Origin of the sequence: Nonomuraea roseola, from assembly GCF_039535395.1 — a bacterium.
GTDB lineage: Bacteria > Actinomycetota > Actinomycetes > Streptosporangiales > Streptosporangiaceae > Nonomuraea > Nonomuraea roseola.
The window spans coordinates 761,457-786,416 of record NZ_BAAAXC010000015.1 but is presented as its reverse complement, the minus strand read 5'-3'; the positions used below and the strand labels follow the sequence as shown (position 1 = coordinate 786,416).

Here is a 24,960-nt window from a genome sequence, read left to right as displayed (position 1 = left end):
CCTGGGCGGCCGCCTCCGGTCCCCTAAGGTCTGAGCATGAACAGCGAGCAGGACCCGATCGACGTCATCCTCGAGCAGTGGCGGCGGGAGCGGCCCGATCTCGACCTGTCGGCGATGGGGGTCTTCAGCAGGCTGGCCCAGGCGTCACGGCTCGTCGAGTCGGCCGTGGAGCAGGTCTTCAGGCGGCACGGCCTGCGCCCTGGAGAGTTCGACGTGCTGGCGGCGCTGCGCAGGTCGGGCCCGCCGTACACGCTGATCCCCTCCGAGCTGTCCGACGTGCTGATGATGTCGCGGGCGGGCATGACCAACCGCATCGACAGGCTGGAGGCGGCGGGGCTGGTGGAGCGCAGCCTCGACCCCGCCGACCGCCGCAGCTTCCGCGTCGCGCTGACGCAGGAGGGGCGCGAGGTCATCGACGCCACCCTCACCGAGCACGCGGCCAACCTGGCCACGCTGGCCGCCCGCCTGACCGAGCAGGAGGCGGCCACGCTCGACACCGTCCTGCGCGGCATGCTGGCGCGCTAGCGCGCCTGCCGTACCCCTCGGCGCCAGATCTCCCTGATGGCGCGGGTGGCGGTGATGTCGGTGGTCGGGTCGCCCTCGACCAGCAGCAGGTCGGCGCGGAAGCCGGGCGCGATCCTGCCGCGATCGGCCAGCCCGAACCTGCGGGCGGGCACGCTGGTGGCGGCCGCGAGCGCCTCGGCGGGGCTCAGCCCGGCCTCCGTCAGCAGCAGCACCTCGCGGTGCATGCTGGCGCCGTGCAACGGCGCCCACGGGTTGGCGTCGGTGCCCGCGAGCAGCGCCACCCCTGCCCCGTGCAGCGTCGCGGCCGCCTGTACGGCGTTGCGAACCCCGTCGGGGTGGACGGGCACGACGCTCGGATCACGGTCGAGGGCCGCCATGGCCTGGGCGGGAAGCAGCGAGCCGATGCGCCCGTCGCGCACCAGCTCGGCGCCGCTCGGGTCGCCGGTGACCGCCTCGAAGTAGGTGAGCGTGCTGACCACGAACACGTCCTGGGCGGCGATCCTGGCGGCGACCTCCTCGGGGAGCGGATCGGTGACGAGGTGGGCCAGGCCGTCGACGCCCGCGTCCAGTGCGACGACGGCGTCCTCGGTGGTGACCGCGTGCGCGACGGCCATGAGCCCGGCGGCGTGCCCGGCCTCGACGAGGGCGGCGACCACGTCGGGGGCGAGGACGGGCAGGTCGAGGCCCGACACGTGCCCGCTGTCGATCACGATCTTGAGGTAGTCGGCGCCCTCGGCCAGCCGCGCCTCGACGAACGCCTTGGCCTGTCCAGCGTCGGCCACCGTGTCGAACGCCCCGACCGCGTCGCCGAGGTCCTGTCCCGAGGTCGCCTCCATGATCTGGCTGGGATGCCCGCCGGGCGCGGTGGCGAGGATCCCCGAGCTGCGCAGGTCGGCCACGTCGTCGCGCTCGGCGGCCAGGCGGCGCTGACGGGCCAGGTTCCCCGGCAGGCAGAACATGTCGAGCTCGGTCGTCACCCCGAACCTCAGCGCCTGGGCGAGGTCGCCGTCGAAGGTGTGGGTGTGGGCGTCGATCAGGCCGGGCAGCAGGGTCGCTCCGGTGCCGTCGATCTCGAGGTCGGCGCGGCCGCCGTCGTAGGCGGCGAGCCTGTCGTCCTCGATCAGGACCTCGGTGGGGGGGGACGGTCAGGACGCCGTCGAAGACGCGGACGTTTCGAATCACGGTACGCATGCGCCCTGATAGTAAGATATCAAACTATCTGACGTCAAAGGACTGACTCCCGACTTTTGGGCCTTGTGTCGGCCAGGTGTCGGACCTATCCTCCGATTGTTCGTTAGTTAACTTTCCTAATAAACCGGAGAGGCGATGCTCCGACCCATTCGTTTCCTCGCCCTGACCGCCGTCCTCACCACCGCCTTAGCGGTTCCCGCCATGACCCCCGCCATGGCGCAGGCGCCCACCCGACACGAAGCGGAGAACGCCGCCGTCTCCCAGGGAACGGTCGAGTCCAACCACGCGGGGTACAGCGGGACAGGCTTCGTCAACTACGACAACGTCGCAGGCGGCTACGTCGAGTTCGCCGTGAACGCGCCGTCGGCGGGGACCGCCTCGATCGTCCTTCGCTACGCCAACGGCACGACGACCAACAGGCCGATGACCATCGCGGTCAACGGCACGAGCGTCACCCGTGACTTCCCCGGCACGGGAGCCTGGTCCACCTGGGCCTCCACCACGATCACCGCACCGGTCAACGCGGGCGCCAACACCATCCGCGCCACCGCCACCACCGCGGGCGGCGGGCCGAACCTCGACTACGCCGAGGTCGACGTGGCCGCCCCCGCCAGTGAGTACCAGGCGGAGAACGCGGTGATCTCGCAGGGCATCGTCGACACCAAGCACGCCGGCTACACCGGCAGCGGCTTCGTGGACTACGCCAACGTCGAGGGCTCCTACGTCGAGTTCACCGTCGACGCCGCCGCCGCGGGGAACGCGGCGCTGACCTTCCGCTACGCCAACGGCACGACCGTCAACAGGCCCCTTGCCGTCGCGGTCAACGGCACGAGCGTGAACCGCGACTTCCCCGGCACCGGCGCGTGGAGCACCTGGGCCGAGACCACGGTCAACGCGGCGCTGAGGGCGGGCCCCAACACCGTCCGCGCCACCGCCACCACCGCGAACGGCGGGCCCAACCTCGACCGCCTGACGGTCTCGGCGGGAGGCCCCTCCGACACCGAGAAGCCGACGGCGCCAGGCGGGCTGCGATCCACCGCCACCACCTCCAGCTCCATCTCCCTGGCCTGGAACGCCTCGACGGACAACAGCGGCACGATCAAGGACTACCGGGTCTACGAGGGCACGTCGCTGAAGGCCACCGTGAGCGGCACCTCGGCCACGATCACCGGCCTGGCCCCCTCCTCGACCCACACCTACACCGTGACCGCGCGCGACCCCTCGGACAACGAGTCCGACAGGAGCGCCTCCGTCACGGCCACCACCCAGGCGGGCGGCACCGGCACCCCGGTGCAGGCCAACGGCCAGCTCAAGGTCTGCGGCGTACGGCTGTGCAATGAGCGCGGCGAGCAGATCCAGCTGCGCGGCATGAGCACGCACGGCCTGCAGTGGTACTCCCAGTGCCTCAACACCGCCTCACTCGACGCGCTGGCCACCGACTGGAAGTCCGACATCCTCCGGGTCTCGATGTACATCCAGGACGGCGGCTACGAGAGCAACCCCCGGCAGTTCACCGACAGGGTCCACAACCTGATCGAGATGGCCACCGCGCGCGGCATGTACGCCATCGTCGACTGGCACATGCTCGACCCCGGCGACCCGATGTACAACCTCAGCAGGGCCAAGACGTTCTTCGCCGAGATCGCCCAGCGGCACAACGGCAAGAACAACCTGCTGTACGAGATCGCCAACGAGCCGAGCGGCGTCTCGTGGTCCACGATCAGGAACTACGCCCACCAGCTCATCCCGGTGATCAGGCAGAACGACCCCGACACCCCGATCCTCGTCGGCACCCGCGCCTGGTCGTCGCTGGGCGTCTCCGAGGGGTCCGACGAGAACGAGGTCGTCGCCAACCCGGTCAACGCGACCAACATCATGTACACCTTCCACTTCTACGCCGCCTCCCACGGCAGCGACTACCTGAACACGCTGTCGCGGGCGGCCGACAGGATCCCGGTCTTCGTCACCGAGTTCGGCACCCAGGAGGCCACGGGTGACGGGCCGAACAACTTCACCAGGTCGCAGCAGTACATCGACCTGATGGCGCAGAAGAAGATCAGCTGGGTGAACTGGAACTACTCCGACGACTTCCGCTCGGGCGCCGTCTTCACCACCGGCACCTGCCCGAACGGCCCCTTCGCCGGCACCTCGCGGCTCAAGCCGGCCGGCGTCTGGATCCGCGACCGCGTCCGCGCCGACTGACAGGAGACGTGTGAGGCAGCCCGCGCGGCCCGGACGACCGCGCGGGCTCGCTCGCGTCCCGTGAACCCGCCTCCGCGGGAACCCGTCTCCTGGGGGCCGGCCGTCTGCCGGGCTGCCGGCTCGCAGGGGCGGTCCGCCGGTCGCCCGTCCCGCCTACCCGCGCAGCTCCGCCAGCGGGTGCACCCGGTGGGCGACGACCTCGGACAGCGTGATGACGGTCGTGCTGCGCCGTACGCCGGGGATGGTCAGCATGCCGTCGATCACCCGCTGGATGTGCTCGTTGTCGCGGCCGGCCAGGCGGCACCACACGTCGCCCTGACCGGTGACGATGTGGGCCTCGAGCAGCTCGGGGATGGCGTGCAGGGCGGCGGAGATGTGCTCGCGGGAGGCCTGCTCCACCTCCAGGGTGGCGAACGCCTGCACCGGGTAGCCCAGCGCGGCGGGGGAGAGCACGGGGCCGAAGCCGGTGATCACGCCGTCGGCGCTCATCCGGTCGAGCCTGGCCTGCACGGTGCCGCGCGCGACGCCGAGCAGGCGGGCGATCTCCAGCAGGCCGGTGCGAGGGCGCTCGCGCACCAGGCGCAGGATCTCGAGGTCGAGCGCGTCCAGTCCCTTGCGGCGTGCTGGCAATTCGCCTCCCGAAAGTGGCTTCGACTGTCAGTTCGTCAGGATAGCCACGCCGGTGTTGTCACGATCGCCAGGTGTGCCGAGACTGCGGGTTCCATGGAGCACACGTATCCGTTCGTCCCCTACGCGCCCGACCGTTACGACGAGGCGGACATGATCCGCAGAGGCAGGGAGTTCTTCGAGCACGTCGACAGGCGGCGCAGCGTCCGCTTCTTCAGCGACGAGCCCGTGCCGCGCGAATGCGTGGAGCTGGCCGTCATGGCGGCCAACACCGCGCCCTCCGGCGCGCACCAGCAGCCGTGGAAGTTCGTGCTGATCGGCGACGCCGCGACCAGGCGGCGGATCAGGCTGGCGGCCGAGGAGGAGGAGCGCCAGAACTACGAGGGAGGGCGGCTGACCCCCGAGTGGCGGCAGGCGCTGGCCCCGCTGGAGACCACCTCCGACAAGGGCTACCTCGAGGTGGTCCCGTGGATCGTGGTGTGCTTCGCGGAGAAATACGGCCTGCGCCCCGACGGCGGCAGGGTCAAGCACTACTACGTCAACGAGAGCGTGGGCATCGCGTGCGGGCTGTTCATCACCGCGCTGCACACGATGGGCCTGTCGACGCTCACGCACACCCCCAACCCCATGGCCTTCCTCAGCGAGATCTGCTCCCGGCCTGGCAACGAGCGGCCCTACATCCTCTTCCCCGTCGGCTACGCGGCCCCCGGCGCGGAGGTCCCCGACCTGACGAGGAAGCCCCTGAGCGAGGCTCTGGTGGATTTCTGAAATTTGGGCCTATTACGGTTGTTCATCCTTCTCCACTCTCAGTGCAGACGCTCGTCAAGCCCGAGGAGGCTGAAGGTGAAAAGCCGATTAGTCGTCCTGCTCTCCGTCCTGGCCCTGATCTGCCTGACCGGCATGACAGGGGCGGGCGCGTCCGCCGAACCGCCGCGCAACAAGCAGTACAAGGTGCAGGGACCCGCAGACGCCAGGCAGCGCAGCGCCGTCGCCGCCACCGGCGCGGCGATCGACGAGGTGGCGTCCGACTCCGTGGTGGTCACCGCCACCACGGACGAGGTCGCCGCGATCAAACGGCTCGGCTACCGCGTCGTGGAGCTGCCGTCCCCGTTACCCCCGTCCGATGCGAGGACTCTTGACTTCCCGCCATCGGACTCCGGCTACCACAACTACGCGGAGATGACCGCGAACGTGAACGCGTTGGTGGCCGCCTACCCCGCGATCGCCAGCAAGTTCGTCTACGGCAACTCCTACGAGGGCAGGCAGCTGATCGGCGTCAAGATCAGTGACAACGTCGGCTCCGACGAGGCCGAGCCCGAGGTGCTCTTCACCGCCCACCAGCACGCCCGCGAGCACCTCACGGTCGAGATGGCGCTGTACATCATGCACCTGCTCGCCGAGGGCTACGGCAGCGACGCCCGCATCACCAACCTCGTCAACACGCGCGAGATCTGGATCATGCCGGACCTCAACCCCGACGGCGGAGAGTACGACATCGCCACGGGCTCCTACCGCTCGTGGCGCAAGAACCGCCAGCCCAACGCGGGCTCCTCCGCCGTCGGCACCGACATGAACCGCAACTGGGGCTACAACTGGGGCTGCTGCGGCGGCTCCTCAGGCACTCCCTCCAGTGACACCTACCGCGGTCCATCGGCAGAGTCGGCCCCCGAGGTCAAGGCCGTGGCCGACTGGGTGCGCGGCCGCGTCGTCGGCGGCGTGCAGCAGATCAAGTCGCACATCGACTGGCACACCTACAGCGAGCTGATCCTCTGGCCGTACGGCTACACCTTCAACGACACCGCGCCAGGCCTGACCCAGGACGACAGGGACGCCCACGCCACCCTCGGCCAGAACATGGCCTCCACCAACGGGTACACCCCCGAACAGGCCAGCGACCTCTACATCACCGACGGCACCATCGACGACTGGCTGTGGGGCGTCCACAAGATCTTCAGCTTCACGTTCGAGATGTACCCGACGGGCTCCAGCCCAGGCTTCTACCCGCCGGACGAGCAGATCGTCCCGCAGACCACCCGCAACAAGGAGGCCGTGCTCCGCTTCCTCGAGTACTCCGACTGCGTCTACCGCATCATCGGCAAGGAGGCGCAGTACTGCGGGACCGGCGGAGGGACCACCGTCTACTCCGACACCTTCGAGACCGCCACCGGCTGGACCGTCAACCCGGGTGGCACCGACACCGCCACGCTCGGCCAGTGGGAGCGGGGCGACCCCGCCGCCACCACCTCCTCGGGGACCAAGCAGCTCGGCACCACGGTCAGCGGCGTCAACGACCTGGTGACCGGACGCCTCGCGGGCTCCTCCGCCGGCGCGTACGACATCGACGGCGGCGTCACCACCATCCAGTCCCCGCCGATCACTCTGCCGGCCTCGGGCACCCTCAACCTGTCGCTGTCGTGGTATCTGGCGCACGGCTCGAACTCCTCCAGCGCCGACTACTTCAGGGTGCGGGTCGTCGGATCCACCACGAGCACCGTCGTCAACCAGCAGGGGGCCGCCTCCAACAGGAACGGCTCGTGGACGGTGGCGACGGCGAACCTGAGCTCGCACGCGGGGCAGACGGTGAGGATTGTCATCGACGCGGCGGACGCCTCCACCGCCTCACTGGTCGAGGCCGCCGTCGACGACGTCAAGATCACCCACCAACCCTGACAGGGGGCGCCGGGAGCCGGCGACCCCGGCCCCTGCGCTCCACCCACGACCCGCCTCTCCAGGTCTCTTCGCGGACCGGGAGGGGCGGGTTTTTTGGGTCTTGTAAGGGGTCGGTGTCAAGGCTACGATCGCGACAACTCTTAGGAAACTTTCCTAAAAGAAATCATGACCAACGTCCGACCTGCGAAGACACGTCGTCCCTCGGCCGGTCCGGTCGAGGGAGCACCCTGCGCCGCGAGTCTCACCGCCATGGGCGCGTGAAGGCGGCGCACCCCCGCCTGACTCACTCTGACAGCCCCTGCAAAGGGAGCGCACCCCCCGAAAAGAAGGAACAGCGTGAGATTACGCGCATCAGTGGTCGCCCTGATCACCCTCGCCCTCACCCTGGTCGCCCTGCCCGCACAGGCCGCAGGCCTCACCGCCACCTTCACCAAGGCCGCGGACTGGGGCTCGGGCTTCGAGGGAAGGGTGACCGTCACCAACGGCACCGCCGCCCCCGTCAGCTGGAACGTCCAGTTCGACCTGCCCGCAGGGCACACCATCCCCTCCGCGTGGGACGCCGTCATGGTCCGCAGCGGCCAGCACTACACCTTCACCCCTCCGAGCTGGGCAGGACAGCTCGCGGCTGGCGCAAGCGCCAGCTTCGGCTTCAACGGCAGCCCTGGCAACTTCCCCGGCATCACCGGCTGCACCGTCAACGGCGCCTCCTGCGGAGGCGGCGAGCCCCAGCCCGGCGTGCCGGGACAGCCGGGCGCGGTGAGCGCCACCTCCACCCCCGGCGCCGTCTCCCTGTCATGGGGTACGGCCGGCGGCACCGTCACCGGCTACCGCGTCTACGAGGGCTCGACGCTCAAGACCACCGTGACCGCCACGAGCGCCACCATCTCCGGCCTCGGCGCGTGCGAGACCCACACCTACACCGTCAAGGCCTACAACACCGTCGGCGAATCGGCAGGCCGCGACGCCACCGCCACCACCGCGGGCTGCACCACGGGCCCACTGCCCAGGCACTTCCTCACCGGCTACTGGCACAACTTCGTCAACCCCGCCGTGGAGCTCAAGCTCTCGGCCGTGCCCGCCGAGTACGACTTGGTCGCGATCGCCTTCGGCGAGGCCACCTCGACCCCTGGCGAGGTCGTCTTCGGCGTCGACCAGGGCCTGGCCACCGCGGTGGGCGGCTATACCGACGCCCAGTTCAAGGCCGACGTCGCCGCCCTGCACCAGCGCGGCAAGAAGGTCATCCTGTCGGTCGGCGGAGAGGCGGGACGCGTCCAGGTCGCCAGTGCGGCGGCGGCCACGAAGTTCGCCGACTCCGTCCACGCCCTGATGCAGAGCTACGGCTTCGACGGCGTCGACATCGACCTGGAGAACGGGCTCAACGCCACCTACATGGCCCAGGCGCTGCGGTCGCTGCGCGCCAAGGCGGGCTCGGGGCTGATCATCACGATGGCGCCGCAGACCATCGACATGCAGTCGACCAGCGCGGAGTACTTCAAGCTCGCCCTGTCCATCAAGGACATCCTCACCGTCGTCCACACGCAGTTCTACAACTCGGGCTCGATGCTCGGCTGCGACCAGAACGCGGCCTACTCCCAGGGCACCGTCAACTTCATGGTCGCGCTGGCCTGCATCCAGCTCGAGAACGGCCTGCGCCCCGACCAGGTCGCCCTCGGCCTGCCCGCGGGAGCCGGCGCGGCAGGCGGCGGCGTCGTCTCGCCCGCCCTGGTCAACCAGGCGCTCGACTGCCTGGCCAAGCGCACGAGCTGCGGAAGCTTCGTCCCGCCCCGCGCATACCCCGACATCAGGGGCGCGATGACCTGGTCCATCAACTGGGACGCCAGCCACAACTGGAACTTCTCCAAGACCGTCAAGCCGCACCTCCAGGGAATGCCATGAGACGCATCACGCTCGCCTTACTGGCCGCCTTCGCCCTCGCGGGCACGGGCCTGGCCACGACCACCCCCGCCGCCGCGCACAGCGTCACGGTGGCCGCCTACCCCGCGTGGCAGGCCTGGACGTCCTATGCGATCGGCACCCGCGTCACCCACAACGGCGTCGACTACGAGTGCATCCAGGCGCACACCTCGCAGCCGGGCTGGGAGCCTTCCAACGTGCCCGCGCTGTGGAAGACGGTCTCGGGCGGCGGCGGCGACACCACCGCGCCCTCGGTGCCCGGCAACCTGCGCTCCACGGGCAGCACGTCCAGCAGCATCGCGCTGGCGTGGAACGCCTCCACCGACAACGTCGGCGTCACCGGCTACAACGTCTACAGGGGCTCGACGCTGGTGACCACCGTCACCGGCACCACCCACACCGACACCGGTCTTGCGTCGGGCACGAGCCACACCTACACCGTCCGCGCCCGCGACGCGGCCGGCAACCTGTCGGCCGCGAGCAACGCCGTCACCGCCTCCACCTCGGGCGGCACGGGCGCGCCCGGGCAGCCGGGCGCGCCGAGCGTCACAGGCGCCACCAACAGCTCGATCTCGCTGTCGTGGGGCGCGTCGAGCGGCACCGTCACCGGCTACCGCGTCTACGAGGGCTCGACCCAGCGCGCTCAGGTCACGGGCGCCTCGGCCACGGTCTCAGGCCTCGGCGTCTGCACCTCGCACACCTACACCGTCAGGGCCTACAACTCCGCGGGCGAGTCGGCCTCCAGCGCCTCCGTCACCGGCTCCACGACCGGCTGCCCGACCGGCGCGCGCATGCCGGGCGCGCCGTACCTCTACATGGGCTGGGGCAGCCCGCCCAACCCCGGCACCGTCATGGACGCCACCGGCGTGAAGTCCTTCACCATGGCCTTCATCCTGTCCGGCGGCGGCTGCAACCCCGCGTGGGACGGCAACCGCCCGCTGACCGGCGGCGCCGACGCCCAGGCCATCTCCACGATCAAGTCGAAGGGCGGCAGCGTCCAGATCTCCTTCGGCGGCTGGTCGGGCAACAAGCTCGGCCCGAACTGCTCCTCTCCCGAGGCCTTCGCCGGCGCCGTCCAGCAGGTCATCAACGCCGTCGGCCCCGCCGTCGTCGACTTCGACATCGAGAACAGCGACGAGTTCGAGAACTACACCGTGCAGGACCGCATCCTGAACGGCCTGAAGATCGTCAAGTCCAACAACCCGAACGTCAAGGTGGTCGTCACCTTCGGCACCACCACGACGGGCCCGAACGCCCACGGCATCCGCCTGATCAACCGCTCCAAGGAGCTCGCGGTGCCGATCGACAACTACACGATCATGCCGTTCGACTTCGGCGGCTCCAACATCTACAACGACACCGTCAACGCCTCGGAGGGGCTGAAGAACGCGCTGAAGAACGCCTTCGGCTGGAGCGACGCCCAGGCCTACGCCAAGATGGGCATCTCCGGCATGAACGGCCTGTCCGACCAGCAGGAGCTCACCACCCCGGCGACCTGGACCCAGATCACCGACTGGGCCAAGTCCAAGGGGCTGACCAGGCTGGCGTACTGGGCGGTCAACCGTGACCGTCCCTGCCCGGGCGGCGGCGTGGTCTCCCACTGCAGCGGCATCGCGCAGACCGAGTGGGAGTTCACCAGGATCACCGCAGGGTTCTGATCCCGCTCGCCGGGGGAGGGACCGCCAGGTGCCAGGCGCTCCCTCCCCCTTCAGCCCTGCTGCCCCCTGTGCCTGACCATCAGCGTCGGCTTCACCGGCTGGCCGGTTCCCGGCGGCCGGTAGGTGGGCAGCGCCTCGCCGTACTCGTGCATCCAGTCGTGGTCGACGAAGGTGTGCATGCGGCCCGAGAGGGTCCGCCAGGGCATCCCCTCGGGCCGTACGGCGGGCCCTGGCACCGCGGCCAGCAGCGCCGCGGTCTCCGGGTAGTTCCGCTCGACGAGCACGCCGCGCACGAAGTCCCTGCGCGTGCCGAGATGGTCCACCGCGAGCTTGGCGAAGGCCTCCGCCAGCTGCCGCACATCGGGCAGCGGGAAGTCGGCGTACTCCGAGGCGCCGAGCAGCAGGTCCAGCTTGCCCGCGGGAGCGCTCTGGTCGGCGCACGGCAGCCCTGGCGCCGCCCCGATCAGGTGGTGCAGGAAGCAGTCGTCGACCTGGTCGCTGTGCGCCAGCGTGAGCACCCTGGGCCAGTTCGCCGGGTGGTCGGGATCGTCGCAGGCGTGCCTGGACGGCTCGGCCACCGTGTCGAGCGGATTGCGGTCGTACTCGGGCGCCATCGGCAGCCAGCCCTCCCGTACGGCCTCGACCAGCACGGAGGCGGGCACCCTGTCGTTGAACAGCCCCTCGCCCAGCACCCACGACAGCATCCCCACATCGGTGCCGTCGTAGCGCCATCTGTCGCCATGCAGGTAGAAGTAGGCGCCGGCCTCCACCACCCGCTCGCCCTCGGCCCTCGGCCTGACCCAGCCGCCGCCCTGCACCCCCGCGCACCCGGTGAGCACCAGCAGCGGCAGCATCGCCCTGTGCGCGGTGTCGGCGTGCTCGGTGCCCAGCCGTCCCGGCATGATCATGCACCTGCCGCCGGTGCGCAGCGCGGTCTCACCCAGCTCGCGGGCGAGCCTGACCGCCCGCGCCGCCTGGACCCCGGTGATCGGCTCCTGCCAGCCAGGCGTGTACGGCTCGAGCGCGTCGTCGTACCCGGTCGGCCACGTGCCCGGCAGCCCGTCGCGCGCCACGCCGTACTGCGCGAGCAGCAGGTCGTAGACGGTCGTCACCACGTGCTCGCCCACCCGCACCACCGGCACGCCGCGACGCAGCAGCGCCGACCCCTCGTCGAAGCGGGCGAGCAGCACCTCGGCCGCGCCGCCGCCCTTGCCGTACATGGTGAGGGCGGGGTCGGTCTCCAGCGTCAGGTTCCAGTGGGCGTGGTCGCGGCGGAAGCCCAGCGAGCCGTTCGGCACCACGGGCCTGCCGCCCCTGCCGAGCAGGACGGTCTTCAGGTGCGCGGTGGGCGAGTGGTCGCCCAGGTCGGCGGCGGTCAGGAAGCGGTGCGGCACGTACCCGCCGGCGCGCTCGCGCAGGCGCACCAGGAAGGGCAGGTCGGTGCGGTGCTTGGCGTGCTCGGCGAAGGCGGGCGCCTCCACGTGGAACTCCTTCAGCAGCACGTGCCCCATCGCCATGGCCAGCGCCGCGTCGGTGCCCGCGCGCACCACGACCGTCTCGTCGGACAGCCGCGTCGGATGCCGCCCGATCGCCACCACCTTCTGGCCCCTGTAGCGGCCCGCGACCAGCCAGTGCGTGTCGGGGGAGCGGACCGCGCGGTCGTTCTCGCCCCACACGATCGCGAGGGCGGCGTGCGCCCAGTCGGCAGGCTCGGGCACCTCGGCGCAGGGGCCGAAGACCTGGTCGGCGGCGAGCGGCTGGTCCACCAGCACCGCGCCGCCGATCAGCCCGACGAAGCGGGAGAGCGTGGAGGTGGAGTGGGCCGCCACCCTGTCGGGGCCGTGGACGGCGATCGTGTGCACGTGGGCGGCCGCGGCGATCTCGATCACCTCGGCGTCGCCGACGGGCGAGACCTCCTGGCCGCGGGCCATCTGGTAGGCCCTTCTCGCCTGTGGGTTGGCTGTGAGTTCGGCCCAGGCCGCGACCGGATCATGAAGCCTGCTGCGTGCCTCTCGATAGAAGCCGACCAGCCGCGCGTTGCCCCGTGATCCCCCCATGCTCCTAATTGAACACACAGAGTGACGATCCGGGCCGGAGCGACCCGCGCAACAGGTGGCAGTACCTCCAAACGTGCGGCAGGCTAGGACCGCCATGGACTACGCAGTGCTCACGGGGATCGTCCTCGTCTCAGGTGTCGTGCTCGCCCTCGTCGCGCAATGGCGCGATTGGCGGCCTCCCCTCTGGCTCGCCATAGCGGTGGGCGTGGGGGTCCGCGTGCTCATCATGTACACCTCCGCCATCGACACCTGGCAGCCCGTCGACTTCGTCAACAGCTTCAAACCGGCGGGCGAGGCGGTGCTCAACCGGCAGGACCCCGTCCTGGGAAGCAACGGCGGCTGGCACTTCCTGCCGACCATCCCCTACGTCTACGGGATCCTGCTCTGGCTGGGCATCCCGTGGGAGTACGCCGGCCGCCTGGTCACCGTGGTCGCCGACATCGTGCTGATCCCGCTGGTCGGCAAGCTGGCGGGCGGCCCCCGCGCCTCGCTGCGCGCCTTCCAGTACGCGCTCAGCCCGCTCGCCCTGCTGGTCGCCTCCGTGCACGGCCAGGTCGAGCCCGTCGCGCTGGTCTTCGGCGTCGCCGCCTTCGTCGTCGCCCGCGGCCCCGGCGATCCGCACCGGCCGGGTGTCACGATGACCGTGCGCGAGATGCTCGGTCTCGGCGGCGGATGGCGCGGTCTCGGCCCGGCCGTCAGGCAGTCGGCCACCCACCTCGCGAGCCTGGCCAGGCCCGCCTTCACCTTCCACGCCGACGAACGGCCCGCCTACCGCAGGGCCCTGTGGGCCGGGCTGCTGATGGGCCTGGCGCTGTGCGCGAAGAGCTGGCCGATCTGGCTCATCCCCGGCATGCTCCTGCTGCTGCGCGGCTTCAGGCCCAGGCTGATCGGGCTGATCGCCACCGGCATCCCACCGATCTTCTTCCTGGTGACACTGCCGATCTTCGCGGGCACCTCGCTGTCGGACATCCCCAAGGTGATGGACGTCATGAGCGACATCCGCCCGATCGTAGGTGAGTGGGGCTGGACCGCGGTCCTGGTCGGCGGCGACTGGACGCTCCACTCCGCCTACGCCAAGATCGGCACGTACCTCATCTACGCCAGCGTGCTGGCCGTCTGCTGGGTGTGGCGCAGAGCCGACCCCGTCGACCTGACCACCGCGATCCTGCTGGTGTTCATGGTCGTCACGCCGCGCCTGGGCGCGCAGTACCTGCTGTGGTTCGTGCCGTTCCTGATCGCCAGGCCCACCCGCTTCGCCTGGCCCGCCCTGCTCGGCACGGCGCTGTGGGCCTCGATCGGCTATCTGTGGATGACACAGCACTGGAAGATCTGGCAGGACTGGCACCCCGGCTGGGCGATGGCCTCGATCGTGCTGCTGCCGGTGCTCGCCCTGGCGATGCCGTGGGGGAGGCGGGTCTTCGCCGCCCCCACCGCCCCGCTGGAGGGGCCGCGGTAGCACCGCGACCCCTCGCCGCTAGCGCGACAGGTTCCCGAACAGCGTGATCCACTGGTCGGGGTGGACGAACGCGACGACCGTGTCACGGGCGATGCCCGCACGGGCGAACGCCGCGTCCACCCCGCCGTAGTGCGGGCGCAACGAGGCGTACAGCGAGCCGCCGACACCCCCGAAGCCCAGCCTGACCAGCTCGGCGAAGCCGTCGGCGTCGTCGAGCAGCGGCTCGGGACGCCGTTCGATGCGCAGGATGCCCGAGTCGACAGAGGGCACGGGCCTGAAGCTCTCCCTGCCCACCCTGCCGACCAGTTCCCACGTGAACCACGGCCAGCTCTCCACGGTGAGCAGGCTCCACCTGCCGAAGTCACCGCTGCGCTTGCGCGCGTACTCCAGCTGGGTGAGCAGCGTCGCCGACGTGAGCGCCGGCGCGCGCAGGCACCAGTCGACGATCTTCGAGGTGATCGAGTAGGGGATGTTCCCCACGACCGCGAACGGCTCGGCCGGCGGCCGTACGGAGGTGAAGTCGCCCTTGACGATCCTCAGCCCCGTCCTGGCCTTGAGCTTGACCGCCAGCAGCGGGTCGATCTCGTAGCCGACGACCTCGGCGCCCGTCGCCGCGAGCGCGACGGTCAGGGCACCCTCACCGGCGCCAGGTTCGAGGACCAGGCCGCTGGGCCTGGCCGCCTTCACCATCAGCTCGACGGCATGCCGATCGACCAGGAAGTTCTGCGAGAGCTCCCGCCGAGCCCGATCTCTGGGCGAGTGACCGCCACCGCTGTTCCTGGCCTTCTTCTGGGTGTGCGAATAATTTCCGTGCGCGAAGTTCTGCGCCACAGCAAAAGCCCTTTCGGGTCCTCGAGACGAATGGGATCTCGACGGGCCCTGGGCTCGCGAACATGCGAAGCTAGCGAGCCAGAGCCCGGCTGCCGCGCATGCGGATGTAGTAGACGCATGAGTTACAGGTCATGGCGGCGAGCCTACGGAAGGCCGCCGGTAAATGCGATGCGTTTTCCGGCGGAGATCGTCACCCTGGTGGCATGCAGGCAACGGTCACCGTCACTCCCTCCCGCCTGCCCGAGGTGCTGCTCCACGTCGCCGTGGTGCGTCCCGTCTTCCTCTGGGGCGCGCCAGGCATCGGCAAGAGCTCGCTGGTCAGGCAGTTCGCCGACTCCCTCGGGCTCGAGTGCGTCACGCTCCTCGGCACGCAGCTCGCGCCCGAGGACCTCATCGGCGTGCCCGAGCTCGTCGGCGGGCGCAGCAGGTTCGCGCCGCCCGAGTCGATCGCCAGGGACGAGCCGTACTGCCTGTTCCTCGACGAGCTGAACGCCAGCGCGCCCGAGGTGCAGAAGGCGTTCTACTCGCTGATCCTCGACCGCAGGATCGGCTCCTACGAGCTGCCCGAGGGCTCGGTCGTGATCGGCGCGGGCAACAGGGCCAGCGACAACGCCCTCGCCCGCCCGATGGCCTCGGCGCTGGTCAACCGCCTGGTCCACGTCCACCTGCGCGTCTCCGCCGACGACTGGCTGAAGTGGGCGGCGGCCAACGGCGTCCACCCGTGGATCGTCGACTACCTCATCCAGCGGCCCGACCACCTCTGGAGCGCGCCGCCCAAGACGGAGGAGCCCTTCTCCTCGCCGCGCGCCTGGCACATGCTCTCCGACGTCATGCACTCCTTCGGCCCCTCGGAGTCGCTCGACGACGACACCCTCGCCGTGCTGGCCTTCGGCACGCTCACCACCTCGCACGCCTCGGCCTTCCGCGCCTACGTCAAGACCGTGCGGCACGCCTACGACCTCGACGCCGTCATCAAGGGCGAGGTGTCGTGGCCGCGCCGTCCCGAGGACCGCGACCTGCTCTACTTCCTTTCGGAGACCTTCCGCGCCAGGCTGGTCAAGGAGCTGCCCGCCGACAAGCGCGGCGCGTCGGCCCGAGGCAGGGACCTGGGCTTCCGCGCCAAGACGCTGCTGGTGGAGCTGGCGGAGATCTCGCTGGAGTGCGCGCAGCTGGTCATCGCCAACGACGAGAACGGCGCGCCCGCCCTGCCCACCTGGTTCCTGGTGGAGGTCGGCCGCGACCTGCCCCGCCTGATCGCCGCCCGCTCATGAGCAGGAGAGCCGCAGGCCGCGACAAGAAGGCCGACCCGTGGCGCCTGGAGGCGCTCAAGGGCTGGCAGCTCGCGAGCGGGCACCCGCTGTTCGGCCACTACCACCGCGAGCTGGTGGAGGACCGGCAGACCTACGTCACCGCCCACGGCGACGTCCACTACGACACCGCCACCCGCGCCGACGCCGCCGAGTGGGCGTGGACGTTCGCACACCTCATGCTGCACCTCGGCTTCGGCCACGCCGACCCCGGCACCTGCGCCCCCGGCGACCTCGGGCCCAAGGTGTCGGACACCTGCCACCTGCCCGACCCTGCCTACCTGGCGGCCTGCTGCGTGACCGTCGACCGTTTCCTCACGACGCTCAAGCTCGGCCGCAACCCCGCGCCGCTGCCCGCCGCACTCCCCACCGAGGACGAGTTCACGCTGTCGGAACGCTGGCGCAGAACCGGCGTGCCGGCCGAACACGCCCCGCTCGGCCCCGCCGACTTCCGCATCGGCTCGCGCGAGCAGGCCACCGCCTACGACTACCCGCGCTCCTTCGCCATCGGCGTCGCCAGGACCGCCACCTCGGCACTCGACCTGGCGGGCACCTCCAAAACCCGGCAGGAAGGCCCCTGGGACAGGGCGCTGAGCTGGTTCGTCTCCTCCTACCCCCTGCTCGGCGCGCTGGCGGCGGGCATGACGGTCGTCGCCGACGCCGAACTCGCCAGAGGCTGGGACATCTCGATCGCCGCCGTCAGCGCCGAGGCGGCCGAGATCTACGTCAACCCGCTGGCAGGGCTCAAGACCGAGGAGTGGCGCTTCGTGCTGGCCCACGAGATGCTGCACGCCGCGCTCAGGCACGGCGAGCGCATCGGCGGGCGTGACCCGTTCGTGTGGAACGTCGCCTGCGACTACGTGATCAACGGCTGGCTGGTCGAGATGGGCGTCGGCGAGCTGCCCGAAGGGCTGCTGCACGACCCCTCGCTGGCGGGCCTGTCGGCCGAGGCCGTCTACGACAGGATCGTCACCGACCTGCGCCGCCTGCGCAGGCTCGCCACCCTGCGAGGGCGCGGCCTCGGCGACGTGCTCGACAGGCCCATCGGTGGCGGCAAGGGCTATCTCGACCTCGACGACTACTACCGCAACGCGCTCAGCCAGGGGCTGGTCTACCACCAGAGCAGCGGGCGGGGGCTGGTGCCGTACGGGCTGGAGCAGGAGATCCGCGCGCTCGACCAGCCGCCGCTGCCATGGGACGCCAGGCTCGCCCGCTGGTTCGACGAGCACGTGCCCGCCGTCGAGAAGCGCCGCTCCTACGCCCGCGCCTCCCGCCGCCAGGCCGCCAGCCCCGGCATCCCGCGCCCCGGCTGGGTCCGCCCCGAAGAGGTCGTACGGCAGGCCACCTTCGGCGTCGTCCTCGATACCTCGGGCTCGATGGACACCAAACTGCTCGGCAAGGCGCTGGGCGCGATCGCCTCCTACGCCACCGCCCGCGACGTGCCGCGCGCCCGCGTGATCTTCTGCGACGCCGCGGCCTACGACGCCGGTTACCTGCCGGTGGAGGACATCGCGACCAGAGTGCGGGTGCGCGGACGCGGAGGCACCGTGCTGCAGCCGGGGGTCAACCTGCTCGAGCGGGCCGAGGACTTCCCCCGGGACGGGCCGATCCTGGTGATCACCGACGGGGACTGCGACGTGCTGAGGATCAGGAGGGAGCATGCCTTCCTCGTCCCGCAGAGCGCCAGGCTGCCTTTCAGACCGCGCGGGCCGGTCTTCGCGATGAAGTGAACCTGTAGCGGCGTGAGACGGGTGGGCTGGTGGTCTGCCGCGAGCCCCTGGCCATACGCTGCCCACCTCGACAACCAACATGTTGTACGGCAAGCGGCCCCGCGCTCATCGGCGACCGCCTCTCCAGAGACGCCTCTGCACCGGAATCGCCTGCCTTCGCCTCGCCTGTCTTCGCGTCGCCTGTCTTCGCGTCGACAGTCTTCCGGCGTCGCGTGTCTTCCGGCGCCGCGTGTCTTGGGGTGTCGCGTGTCTTGGGGTGTCGCGTGTCTTGGGGCGTTGCCTCTTCTTCGCTGGCGTCGCCTCTTTAACGGTGTCGCCTGCCTTCCGGCGTCGTTCTCTCTGGCGGCGTCGCCACTCTTCTCGCCGACGTGCTTCGGCGTTGGGGGCCGTCGTTTGCGCCTCATGGCATGGCTGGCCTCCCATCGTTCCCGCGTGGGGGATCGCGGGCGGCGTGGTGGTGACAGCAGTCATTGGCAGCCCCGCCGGCCTCTGCGCTGCCAGACTCTGCCCTGCCGGGTTCCTCCCCGCAGGGTCGTGTCCTGCCGGGTTCTGCCCCGCAGGGTTCTTCCGTGCCGCGCTTTCCTCGCAGGCCCCGCTGGGTCTGTTCCGCCTTCAGAGCGGCTCGCGTGTCGCCGACAGGGGCGCTGGCTATTCCGTGACGACCAGCCGTACGAGGTGACCGTGCGTGGCGTAACCGGGAGGGTCGCCCGGCATCACGCCGGTCACGCAGTCGAAGGTGGCCGGGGCGCTCTGCCGTACGAAGAAGGAGGGCTCGGCGATCGCGGCCAGGAGCCTGATGACGGCCCTGTACACCTTGATCCCCTCGAGCGGCTCGTCGGGACGTACGGTCACCTCGTACACACCGTCCTCCTGCAGCCGTTCGCCCAGCACCTGCCAGCCCCGGGCTCGGCGCAGGTGGGGCAGCAGGTGGGCGTGCGGATCCTCGGCCACCCATCCGGGCCTGGAGGCGGCCTCGGTGAGCGCGTGAAGGGCGGGCAGGATCGAGCTGCCGTCGCTGATCCCGGAAAACCGTTCGTCTGTGTCCCAACGCCGCTGTTCCATGCCCTCGATTGTGACAACCAGGGCCGCCCTTGTGACCGGATGACCGACTCCCGCTATCGCAAGACCCCTTCTCCCGCCCTCTGTCTCTGCTTCGTTCTCGCCGCCATCTCCCTCACCCTCACAGCCATCTGCTTCGCCGCCACCTGCCCCACCGCCTCGACCTCACCCTTCGGTCCACTCCTTCGGTTAACCCCCTTTCGGCCTTCTCCGGTACGCGGTGCCCCGGGGCCCGGGGCGGTGCCGGGGATCCGCGCCCCGCGCCCCGGGGACTCCTGGTCCTGGTCCCGGTCTCCCGGGTCCCTACCTCCCGCAGCCCCATTCCAGAGCCTGAGCTGGGTCTGAGTCTTCGGTCTCGCGATCCTTTTCTCACCGAGGGAGGGCGCCTTGGGTGCGGGACCGCCGCCTGACTGCCCCGGGCGCGCAGGATGGCATCGGATGTCGCCCGCGGTGTCGAGCCCCTTCAGCCGCCGGCTACACGAGACCGTTCCGCTGCTCGCCAGCGAATGCGTGGCCCAACCCCGGCCGGGCACACCGCGCCTCCGCGACACTCTGACGGCGTGCCCCCAGAGCTGCCAGGCCAGAGGATGGCTGATTTCTACAAGGCAGCGACCACGTCCCCGTCGTACGTTGGGGAGCATGGAACGGGAAGCAGAGCGATACCTCCAGCTGAATGCCAGGCTCATCGAAAGGCTCAGATTCGAGGCGTTGTACAGGGGCGGTTCGAAGGAGCGCGTGCTTCAGGTCCTGCGCGGATACCAGAACCCCGACGGCGGTTTCGGCCACGCCATGGAACCCGACCTTCGCGGCCCGTCCAGCCAGCCGGAACCCGTCGAAGTGGCGTTCTGGATCCTGGACGAGCTCGACGCCTTCGACGACCCGATGGTCGCCGCGGCCTGCGACTATCTGGTCTCCATCACCACGAAGGACGGCGGCGTGCCCTTCGTCCTGCCCAGCGTCAGCGAGGCGCCGCACGCGCCCTGGTGGGAGCCCGAGGACGACCCGCCCGGCAGTCTCATCCCCACCGCCTCCATCGCCGGACTCCTCCACAAGCACGGTGTGCGGCACCCGTGGCTCGAGTCCGCCACCTCGTTCTGCTGGAGCGCCATCGCCAGGATCGAGGGGACCACGCCGTACCACGCCCGCGCCATCGTCACCTTCCTCGACCTGGTCGACGACAGGGACCGGGCGGACGCGGAGTTCGCCAGGCTCAAGGAGGCGATTCTCGCGACGGTCACGATGGATCCCTTCGCGGAGGGCGAGGCGCACTTCCCCCTGGACCTCGCGCCCGCGCCGCTGCGCCACCTCTCTCTGTTCTCGGATGAGACTCTCGCGGAGCACCTCGACGCGCTGGTCCGGCTGCAGACACCCGAGGGCGGCTGGGAGCCCAACTTCCCGATGTGGACGCCGCTGGTCCGCCACGAATGGGGCGGCTACCTGACCGTGGCCACCCTCAAGACCTTCCGCGCGTACGGCCGCCCGACGACCTGATCTCACCGCGGCAGCCTTTCCAACGAGGACCATCCACCGGCCTCCCGAGTCCCTGGCTGAGCCTCCCCGCCCTCGCCGATCCCCTAGGCAGATCCTCCGCGCTGCCCGGTCCCCGGCTGAGCCTCCATCAGCGATTCGGGTCAGCCCCCGGGAAGACCACGCGGGTTGCATGGACTCTTCCTGCTGACTCGAGCCGCCGTCGCAGCGAGACGCGAGGCGGGTCAGGCCGCGACGAGGAGGCCGCTCATAGGGACGCCGCTCAAACGTTTCACCTCGTGGGAGAGATGAGCCTGGTCGGTGTAGCCGCTCTCCACGGCGACCGTGGCCAGCGGCACCCCCGATCGGGCCAGGCTGAGCGCCCGCTGGAACCGCACGATCCGCTGCAAGGTCTTCGGCGAGTAGCCGAATGCCGCCACAGCCCTCCGGTGCAGGTGCCGCTCACTCAGTCCGAGATCCCACGCCACCTCTCGCACCGACGACCCACTTCGCAGCGCGGCGGCGATGGCGGGGGCCGCGGGGTCCGGCGCGGCGCTCCTTCGCAACCGTTCGGCCAGGGCCTCGAGCGTCAGATCCGAGGGAAGCCCGAGCTCGGCGAACGAAACGCGTTCGTCGCGCAGCTCGCCGGTCGGCACGCCGAGCAGCCCGCCCAGTGCGCCAGGCCTGAACCGGATGCCTCTGTACACGTCGCCCGCGCGCATGCGCACCGGCACGGGCCCTGTGTCCGGACCCGCCACGTGGGGTCCTTCCGGCCCCCAGATCAGGTCGACGCAGGCGTCGGGCACCACGATCTGGGTGCCTTCCTCCGCGCAGTCCTGCTTCCACAGGCAGGCCACCCGATCGACGAGCGACGCACCAGGGCTCCATTCCGCGTACATGCCTTCCACGCTACGACCCGCCACCGACACTTCGCCGAAGCGTCCTGTCGCTGCTGATGTCCCGCAGCCAGGGGAGGGTCCACGTGACGGTGGCCAGCCGGAGTCCCGCTGGAGTACGCGTGATGGACGGGCGCCCGCCACGTGACCGCGGTGGGCTGGGGGTGGCTTCGCCGTACCAGAAGATGCGTGAACGGAAAGACTACGGAGAGCCGGTCGGACGAGGGGACGGGTCGCCGGAGACGAGGGCGGCGGCCCAGCGGGCGCTGGGGTCGCTGTCGATGAGCAGGGCGCGCGCCAGCAGGCTGAGCGGGATCGCGAGCACCGCCCCGAGCGGCCCCAGCACGAACGTCCACACGATGAGCGACAACAGGGTCATCGTGGTCGAAAGCCCCACCGCGTCGCCGAGGAACTTCGGCAGGATGAACGACTGGAACACCACGTTGATGGCGCAGTAGGCGGCGATGACCAGGATCATCTGCCGCACACCACCATCGAGCAGGGCGAGCATCGCGGGTGGGATCAGACCGAGCACGAAGCCGATGTTCGGGATATAGGTCGTGATGAGCGCCAGCACGCCCCAGAGCAGTGGCAAGGGGACGCCCAGCAGCGCCAACGCCGCCACGTCGAATGCGGCGCAGATGATCCCGAAAACCGTGGAGACCAGCAGATAACGCCTGGTCTTTCCGGCGAAGGTGGCAAGTGAGGAGACCAGGGCGGGCCTGTGCTCCCTGCCCGAATCAAGGATCTTCGCCATCACCGGCGCGTCGAGGGACATCGCCAGCAGGAGCACCACCATCAGGAACAAACCCGACAGGACGGCCAGCAGACTCGCCAGCAACGACTGGGCGAGACTCAGCACCTTGCCCGGGTCGAAGGACTGGATCGCCTGGTTGAGCTGCGCGTTGCTGATGCCATGCTCGGTGGCGAAACGTTGAGCGTCCGCGAGTAGTTGCTGGAACTCCGGGGCGTAGGTGGGGAGGATCCCGGCGAGCTGGGCCATCGAGATCGTCAGCACCCCGACCATCCCGAGCAGGACGAACACCACAATCAGGAACGGCACCGCCACCTGTGCCCAGATGGGAGCGCCGCGCGAGCCGAGCCACCCCCGTACGGGAGAGACGGCGATCACGAGCACGAGCGCCAGGACCAGGGGGCCGACGATCGAGGCGACCTCGCGCAGCCCGAACAGCGTGACGACCGCCCCGGCCGCCGTGAGCAGGACGATCAGCGCCCGCGGGGCCGAGTGATCGTTCATTTCGCCTACATACCCCGGCATCCCATGCGAACACCGCCCAAAGTGCCCGATCCACTACGACAGGTAGCTGAACCCCCTCTTTCTGTACGGCGGAACGTCGATTTGACGGTTGGCGGGGTCGTACATAGAGTTCACCAGTCCCAACCGGTCGGCGATGATCGCCGACCATCCAGGGAAACTTCCTTGACCAACTCCGCACCTTCGATCGTCATGTTCGCGGGTGAGTCTGATTCGACAGGAATCAGATGTCGGCGTAAGTTAGAGGGGTTGCCCCGGAAGCGGGGTGGTCTGGATTTCCGCAGGTCAATCCGATGAAAGTCAAATCACTGAATTTGACACGAATCGGAAGGGCTGAAAGAATAAAGACATAACGAAGCGAGTGCCACCGGGTAGGTGACGGTGAATGCGTCCGTTTCTTGAGAACTCAACAGTGTGTTAAAAGCCAGTGCATGATGCACAACCCCGTCCATTGGACGGATTCCTTTGGTTGGAACATTCATGTTTCAGCCGGGAGAAATTCTCAAACATTGTTTGGAGAGTTTGATCCTGGCTCAGGACGAACGCTGGCGGCGTGCTTAACACATGCAAGTCGAGCGGAAAGGCCCTTCGGGGTACTCGAGCGGCGAACGGGTGAGTAACACGTGAGCAACCTGCCCCTGACTCTGGGATAAGCCCGGGAAACTGGGTCTAATACCGGATACGACCGCCCCCGGCATCGGGTGGTGGTGGAAAGTTTTTTCGGTTGGGGATGGGCTCGCGGCCTATCAGCTTGTTGGTGGGGTAGTGGCCTACCAAGGCGACGACGGGTAGCCGGCCTGAGAGGGCGACCGGCCACACTGGGACTGAGACACGGCCCAGACTCCTACGGGAGGCAGCAGTGGGGAATATTGCGCAATGGGCGAAAGCCTGACGCAGCGACGCCGCGTGGGGGATGACGGCCTTCGGGTTGTAAACCTCTTTCAGCAGGGACGAAGTTGACGTGTACCTGCAGAAGAAGCGCCGGCTAACTACGTGCCAGCAGCCGCGGTAATACGTAGGGCGCAAGCGTTGTCCGGAATTATTGGGCGTAAAGAGCTCGTAGGTGGCTTGTCGCGTCTGCCGTGAAAGCTCGCAGCTTAACTGCGGGTCTGCGGTGGATACGGGCTGGCTAGAGGTAGGTAGGGGAGAACGGAATTCCTGGTGTAGCGGTGAAATGCGCAGATATCAGGAGGAACACCGGTGGCGAAGGCGGTTCTCTGGGCCTTACCTGACGCTGAGGAGCGAAAGCGTGGGGAGCGAACAGGATTAGATACCCTGGTAGTCCACGCTGTAAACGTTGGGCGCTAGGTGTGGGGATCTTCCACGATCTCCGTGCCGGAGCTAACGCATTAAGCGCCCCGCCTGGGGAGTACGGCCGCAAGGCTAAAACTCAAAGGAATTGACGGGGGCCCGCACAAGCGGCGGAGCATGTTGCTTAATTCGACGCAACGCGAAGAACCTTACCAAGGCTTGACATCGCCCGGAAAGCTGCAGAGATGCGGCCCTCTTCGGACTGGGTGACAGGTGGTGCATGGCTGTCGTCAGCTCGTGTCGTGAGATGTTGGGTTAAGTCCCGCAACGAGCGCAACCCTTGCTCCATGTTGCCAGCAGGCGCTTCGGCGTGCTGGGGACTCATGGGGGACTGCCGGGGTCAACTCGGAGGAAGGTGGGGATGACGTCAAGTCATCATGCCCCTTATGTCTTGGGCTGCAAACATGCTACAATGGCCGGTACAGAGGGTTGCGATACCGTGAGGTGGAGCGAATCCCTAAAAGCCGGTCTCAGTTCGGATTGGGGTCTGCAACTCGACCCCATGAAGTCGGAGTCGCTAGTAATCGCAGATCAGCAACGCTGCGGTGAATACGTTCCCGGGCCTTGTACACACCGCCCGTCACGTCACGAAAGTCGGCAACACCCGAAGCCCGTGGCCCAACCAGCTTGCTGGGGGGAGCGGTCGAAGGTGGGGCTGGCGATTGGGACGAAGTCGTAACAAGGTAGCCGTACCGGAAGGTGCGGCTGGATCACCTCCTTTCTAAGGAGCAGCTGGTCGAAGGCGCGAGCCTCCGGCCTACGTCGAGGTCATCAGCGAACGTC

At 69.2% G+C, this 24,960-nt stretch carries 17 protein-coding genes, 1 rRNA gene and 1 pseudogene; 12 read left to right on the top strand and 7 right to left on the bottom strand.

What is annotated here, in order from left to right; genetic code table 11:
• Positions 1-36 precede the first annotated feature (36 nt).
• Entirely contained in the window at positions 37-525 is a 489-nt protein-coding gene (locus ABFX55_RS26740) for a MarR family winged helix-turn-helix transcriptional regulator (RefSeq protein WP_346125400.1), read from the top strand.
• Here the strand turns inward: ABFX55_RS26740 and ABFX55_RS26735 are convergent.
• Complete coding sequence (locus tag ABFX55_RS26735) at positions 522-1,559, bottom strand: amidohydrolase family protein (RefSeq protein WP_346131253.1); 1,038 nt, start codon at positions 1,557-1,559, stop codon at positions 522-524. The two genes, ABFX55_RS26740 and ABFX55_RS26735, sit on opposite strands and share 4 nt — an antisense overlap.
• A gap of 292 nt (positions 1,560-1,851) precedes the next feature.
• Here ABFX55_RS26735 and ABFX55_RS49985 point away from each other — a divergent pair.
• Positions 1,852-2,877, top strand: a pseudogene (locus ABFX55_RS49985) (CBM35 domain-containing protein); the annotation flags it as partial.
• Positions 2,878-2,889: 12 nt separating this feature from the next.
• Positions 2,890-3,918: a glycoside hydrolase family 5 protein gene (locus tag ABFX55_RS49980; RefSeq protein WP_379479237.1), complete on the top strand. Its 1,029-nt coding sequence runs from the start codon at positions 2,890-2,892 to the stop codon at positions 3,916-3,918.
• A gap of 153 nt (positions 3,919-4,071) precedes the next feature.
• On the opposite strand, the gene ABFX55_RS26725 is transcribed toward ABFX55_RS49980, so the two are convergent.
• Complete coding sequence (locus tag ABFX55_RS26725; RefSeq protein WP_346125397.1) at positions 4,072-4,548, bottom strand: Lrp/AsnC family transcriptional regulator; 477 nt, start codon at positions 4,546-4,548, stop codon at positions 4,072-4,074.
• Between the two features lie 93 nt (positions 4,549-4,641).
• Between ABFX55_RS26725 and ABFX55_RS26720 the strand changes: the two genes are divergently transcribed.
• From ABFX55_RS26720 to ABFX55_RS26705, 4 genes are all read left to right on the top strand, one after another.
• A complete protein-coding gene (locus tag ABFX55_RS26720) occupies positions 4,642-5,313 on the top strand; it encodes a nitroreductase family protein (protein ID WP_346125395.1) in 672 nt (223 codons plus the stop codon).
• 75 nt (positions 5,314-5,388) lie between these two features.
• Entirely contained in the window at positions 5,389-7,215 is a 1,827-nt protein-coding gene (locus ABFX55_RS26715; protein WP_346125393.1) for a M14 family metallopeptidase, read from the top strand.
• Between the two features lie 336 nt (positions 7,216-7,551).
• The gene (locus tag ABFX55_RS26710) at positions 7,552-9,111 is read left to right on the top strand and encodes a chitinase (protein ID WP_346125391.1); all 1,560 of its coding nucleotides are present in this window, start codon (positions 7,552-7,554) and stop codon (positions 9,109-9,111) included.
• The gene (locus ABFX55_RS26705; protein WP_346125389.1) at positions 9,108-10,787 is read left to right on the top strand and encodes a carbohydrate-binding protein; all 1,680 of its coding nucleotides are present in this window, start codon (positions 9,108-9,110) and stop codon (positions 10,785-10,787) included. Before ABFX55_RS26710 ends, ABFX55_RS26705 begins: the two co-directional genes overlap by 4 nt.
• A gap of 50 nt (positions 10,788-10,837) precedes the next feature.
• Here the strand turns inward: ABFX55_RS26705 and ABFX55_RS26700 are convergent, their stop codons facing one another.
• Positions 10,838-12,844, bottom strand: coding sequence for a molybdopterin-dependent oxidoreductase (locus tag ABFX55_RS26700; RefSeq protein ID WP_346125387.1), 2,007 nt, complete (start codon positions 12,842-12,844; stop codon positions 10,838-10,840).
• Positions 12,845-12,938: 94 nt separating this feature from the next.
• On the opposite strand from ABFX55_RS26700, the gene ABFX55_RS26695 reads away from it, so the two are divergent.
• The gene (locus ABFX55_RS26695; protein WP_346125386.1) at positions 12,939-14,300 is read left to right on the top strand and encodes a hypothetical protein; all 1,362 of its coding nucleotides are present in this window, start codon (positions 12,939-12,941) and stop codon (positions 14,298-14,300) included.
• Between the two features lie 18 nt (positions 14,301-14,318).
• On the opposite strand, the gene ABFX55_RS26690 is transcribed toward ABFX55_RS26695, so the two are convergent.
• Positions 14,319-15,017 carry a ribosomal RNA small subunit methyltransferase A gene (locus ABFX55_RS26690; protein WP_379479238.1) on the bottom strand — a complete coding sequence of 233 codons (699 nt, stop codon included), beginning with the start codon at positions 15,015-15,017 and terminating at the stop codon, positions 14,319-14,321.
• 317 nt (positions 15,018-15,334) lie between these two features.
• On the opposite strand from ABFX55_RS26690, the gene ABFX55_RS26685 reads away from it, so the two are divergent.
• Both ABFX55_RS26685 and ABFX55_RS26680 read left to right on the top strand, forming a co-directional pair.
• Entirely contained in the window at positions 15,335-16,402 is a 1,068-nt protein-coding gene (locus ABFX55_RS26685; RefSeq protein WP_346125383.1) for an ATP-binding protein, read from the top strand.
• Positions 16,399-18,168: a vWA domain-containing protein gene (locus ABFX55_RS26680; protein WP_346125381.1), complete on the top strand. Its 1,770-nt coding sequence runs from the start codon at positions 16,399-16,401 to the stop codon at positions 18,166-18,168. The genes ABFX55_RS26685 and ABFX55_RS26680 overlap by 4 nt, the downstream gene beginning before the upstream one ends.
• A gap of 648 nt (positions 18,169-18,816) precedes the next feature.
• On the opposite strand, the gene ABFX55_RS26675 is transcribed toward ABFX55_RS26680, so the two are convergent.
• Positions 18,817-19,230: a hypothetical protein gene (locus ABFX55_RS26675; RefSeq protein WP_346125379.1), complete on the bottom strand. Its 414-nt coding sequence runs from the start codon at positions 19,228-19,230 to the stop codon at positions 18,817-18,819.
• Between the two features lie 636 nt (positions 19,231-19,866).
• Between ABFX55_RS26675 and ABFX55_RS26670 the strand changes: the two genes are divergently transcribed.
• Positions 19,867-20,718 (top strand): prenyltransferase/squalene oxidase repeat-containing protein, encoded by an 852-nt coding sequence (locus tag ABFX55_RS26670; protein WP_346125377.1) that lies wholly within the window; start codon positions 19,867-19,869, stop codon positions 20,716-20,718.
• Between the two features lie 221 nt (positions 20,719-20,939).
• Here ABFX55_RS26670 and ABFX55_RS26665 read toward each other — a convergent pair whose 3' ends face one another.
• Positions 20,940-21,593, bottom strand: a complete 654-nt coding sequence (locus tag ABFX55_RS26665; RefSeq protein ID WP_346125375.1) for a helix-turn-helix domain-containing protein — start codon at positions 21,591-21,593, stop codon at positions 20,940-20,942.
• 199 nt (positions 21,594-21,792) lie between these two features.
• A complete protein-coding gene (locus tag ABFX55_RS26660) occupies positions 21,793-22,848 on the bottom strand; it encodes an AI-2E family transporter (RefSeq protein ID WP_346125373.1) in 1,056 nt (351 codons plus the stop codon).
• Positions 22,849-23,376: 528 nt separating this feature from the next.
• On the opposite strand from ABFX55_RS26660, the gene ABFX55_RS26655 reads away from it, so the two are divergent.
• Positions 23,377-24,898: ribosomal RNA gene (locus ABFX55_RS26655) — 16S ribosomal RNA — on the top strand.
• The last annotated feature ends 62 nt before the right edge of the window (positions 24,899-24,960 follow it).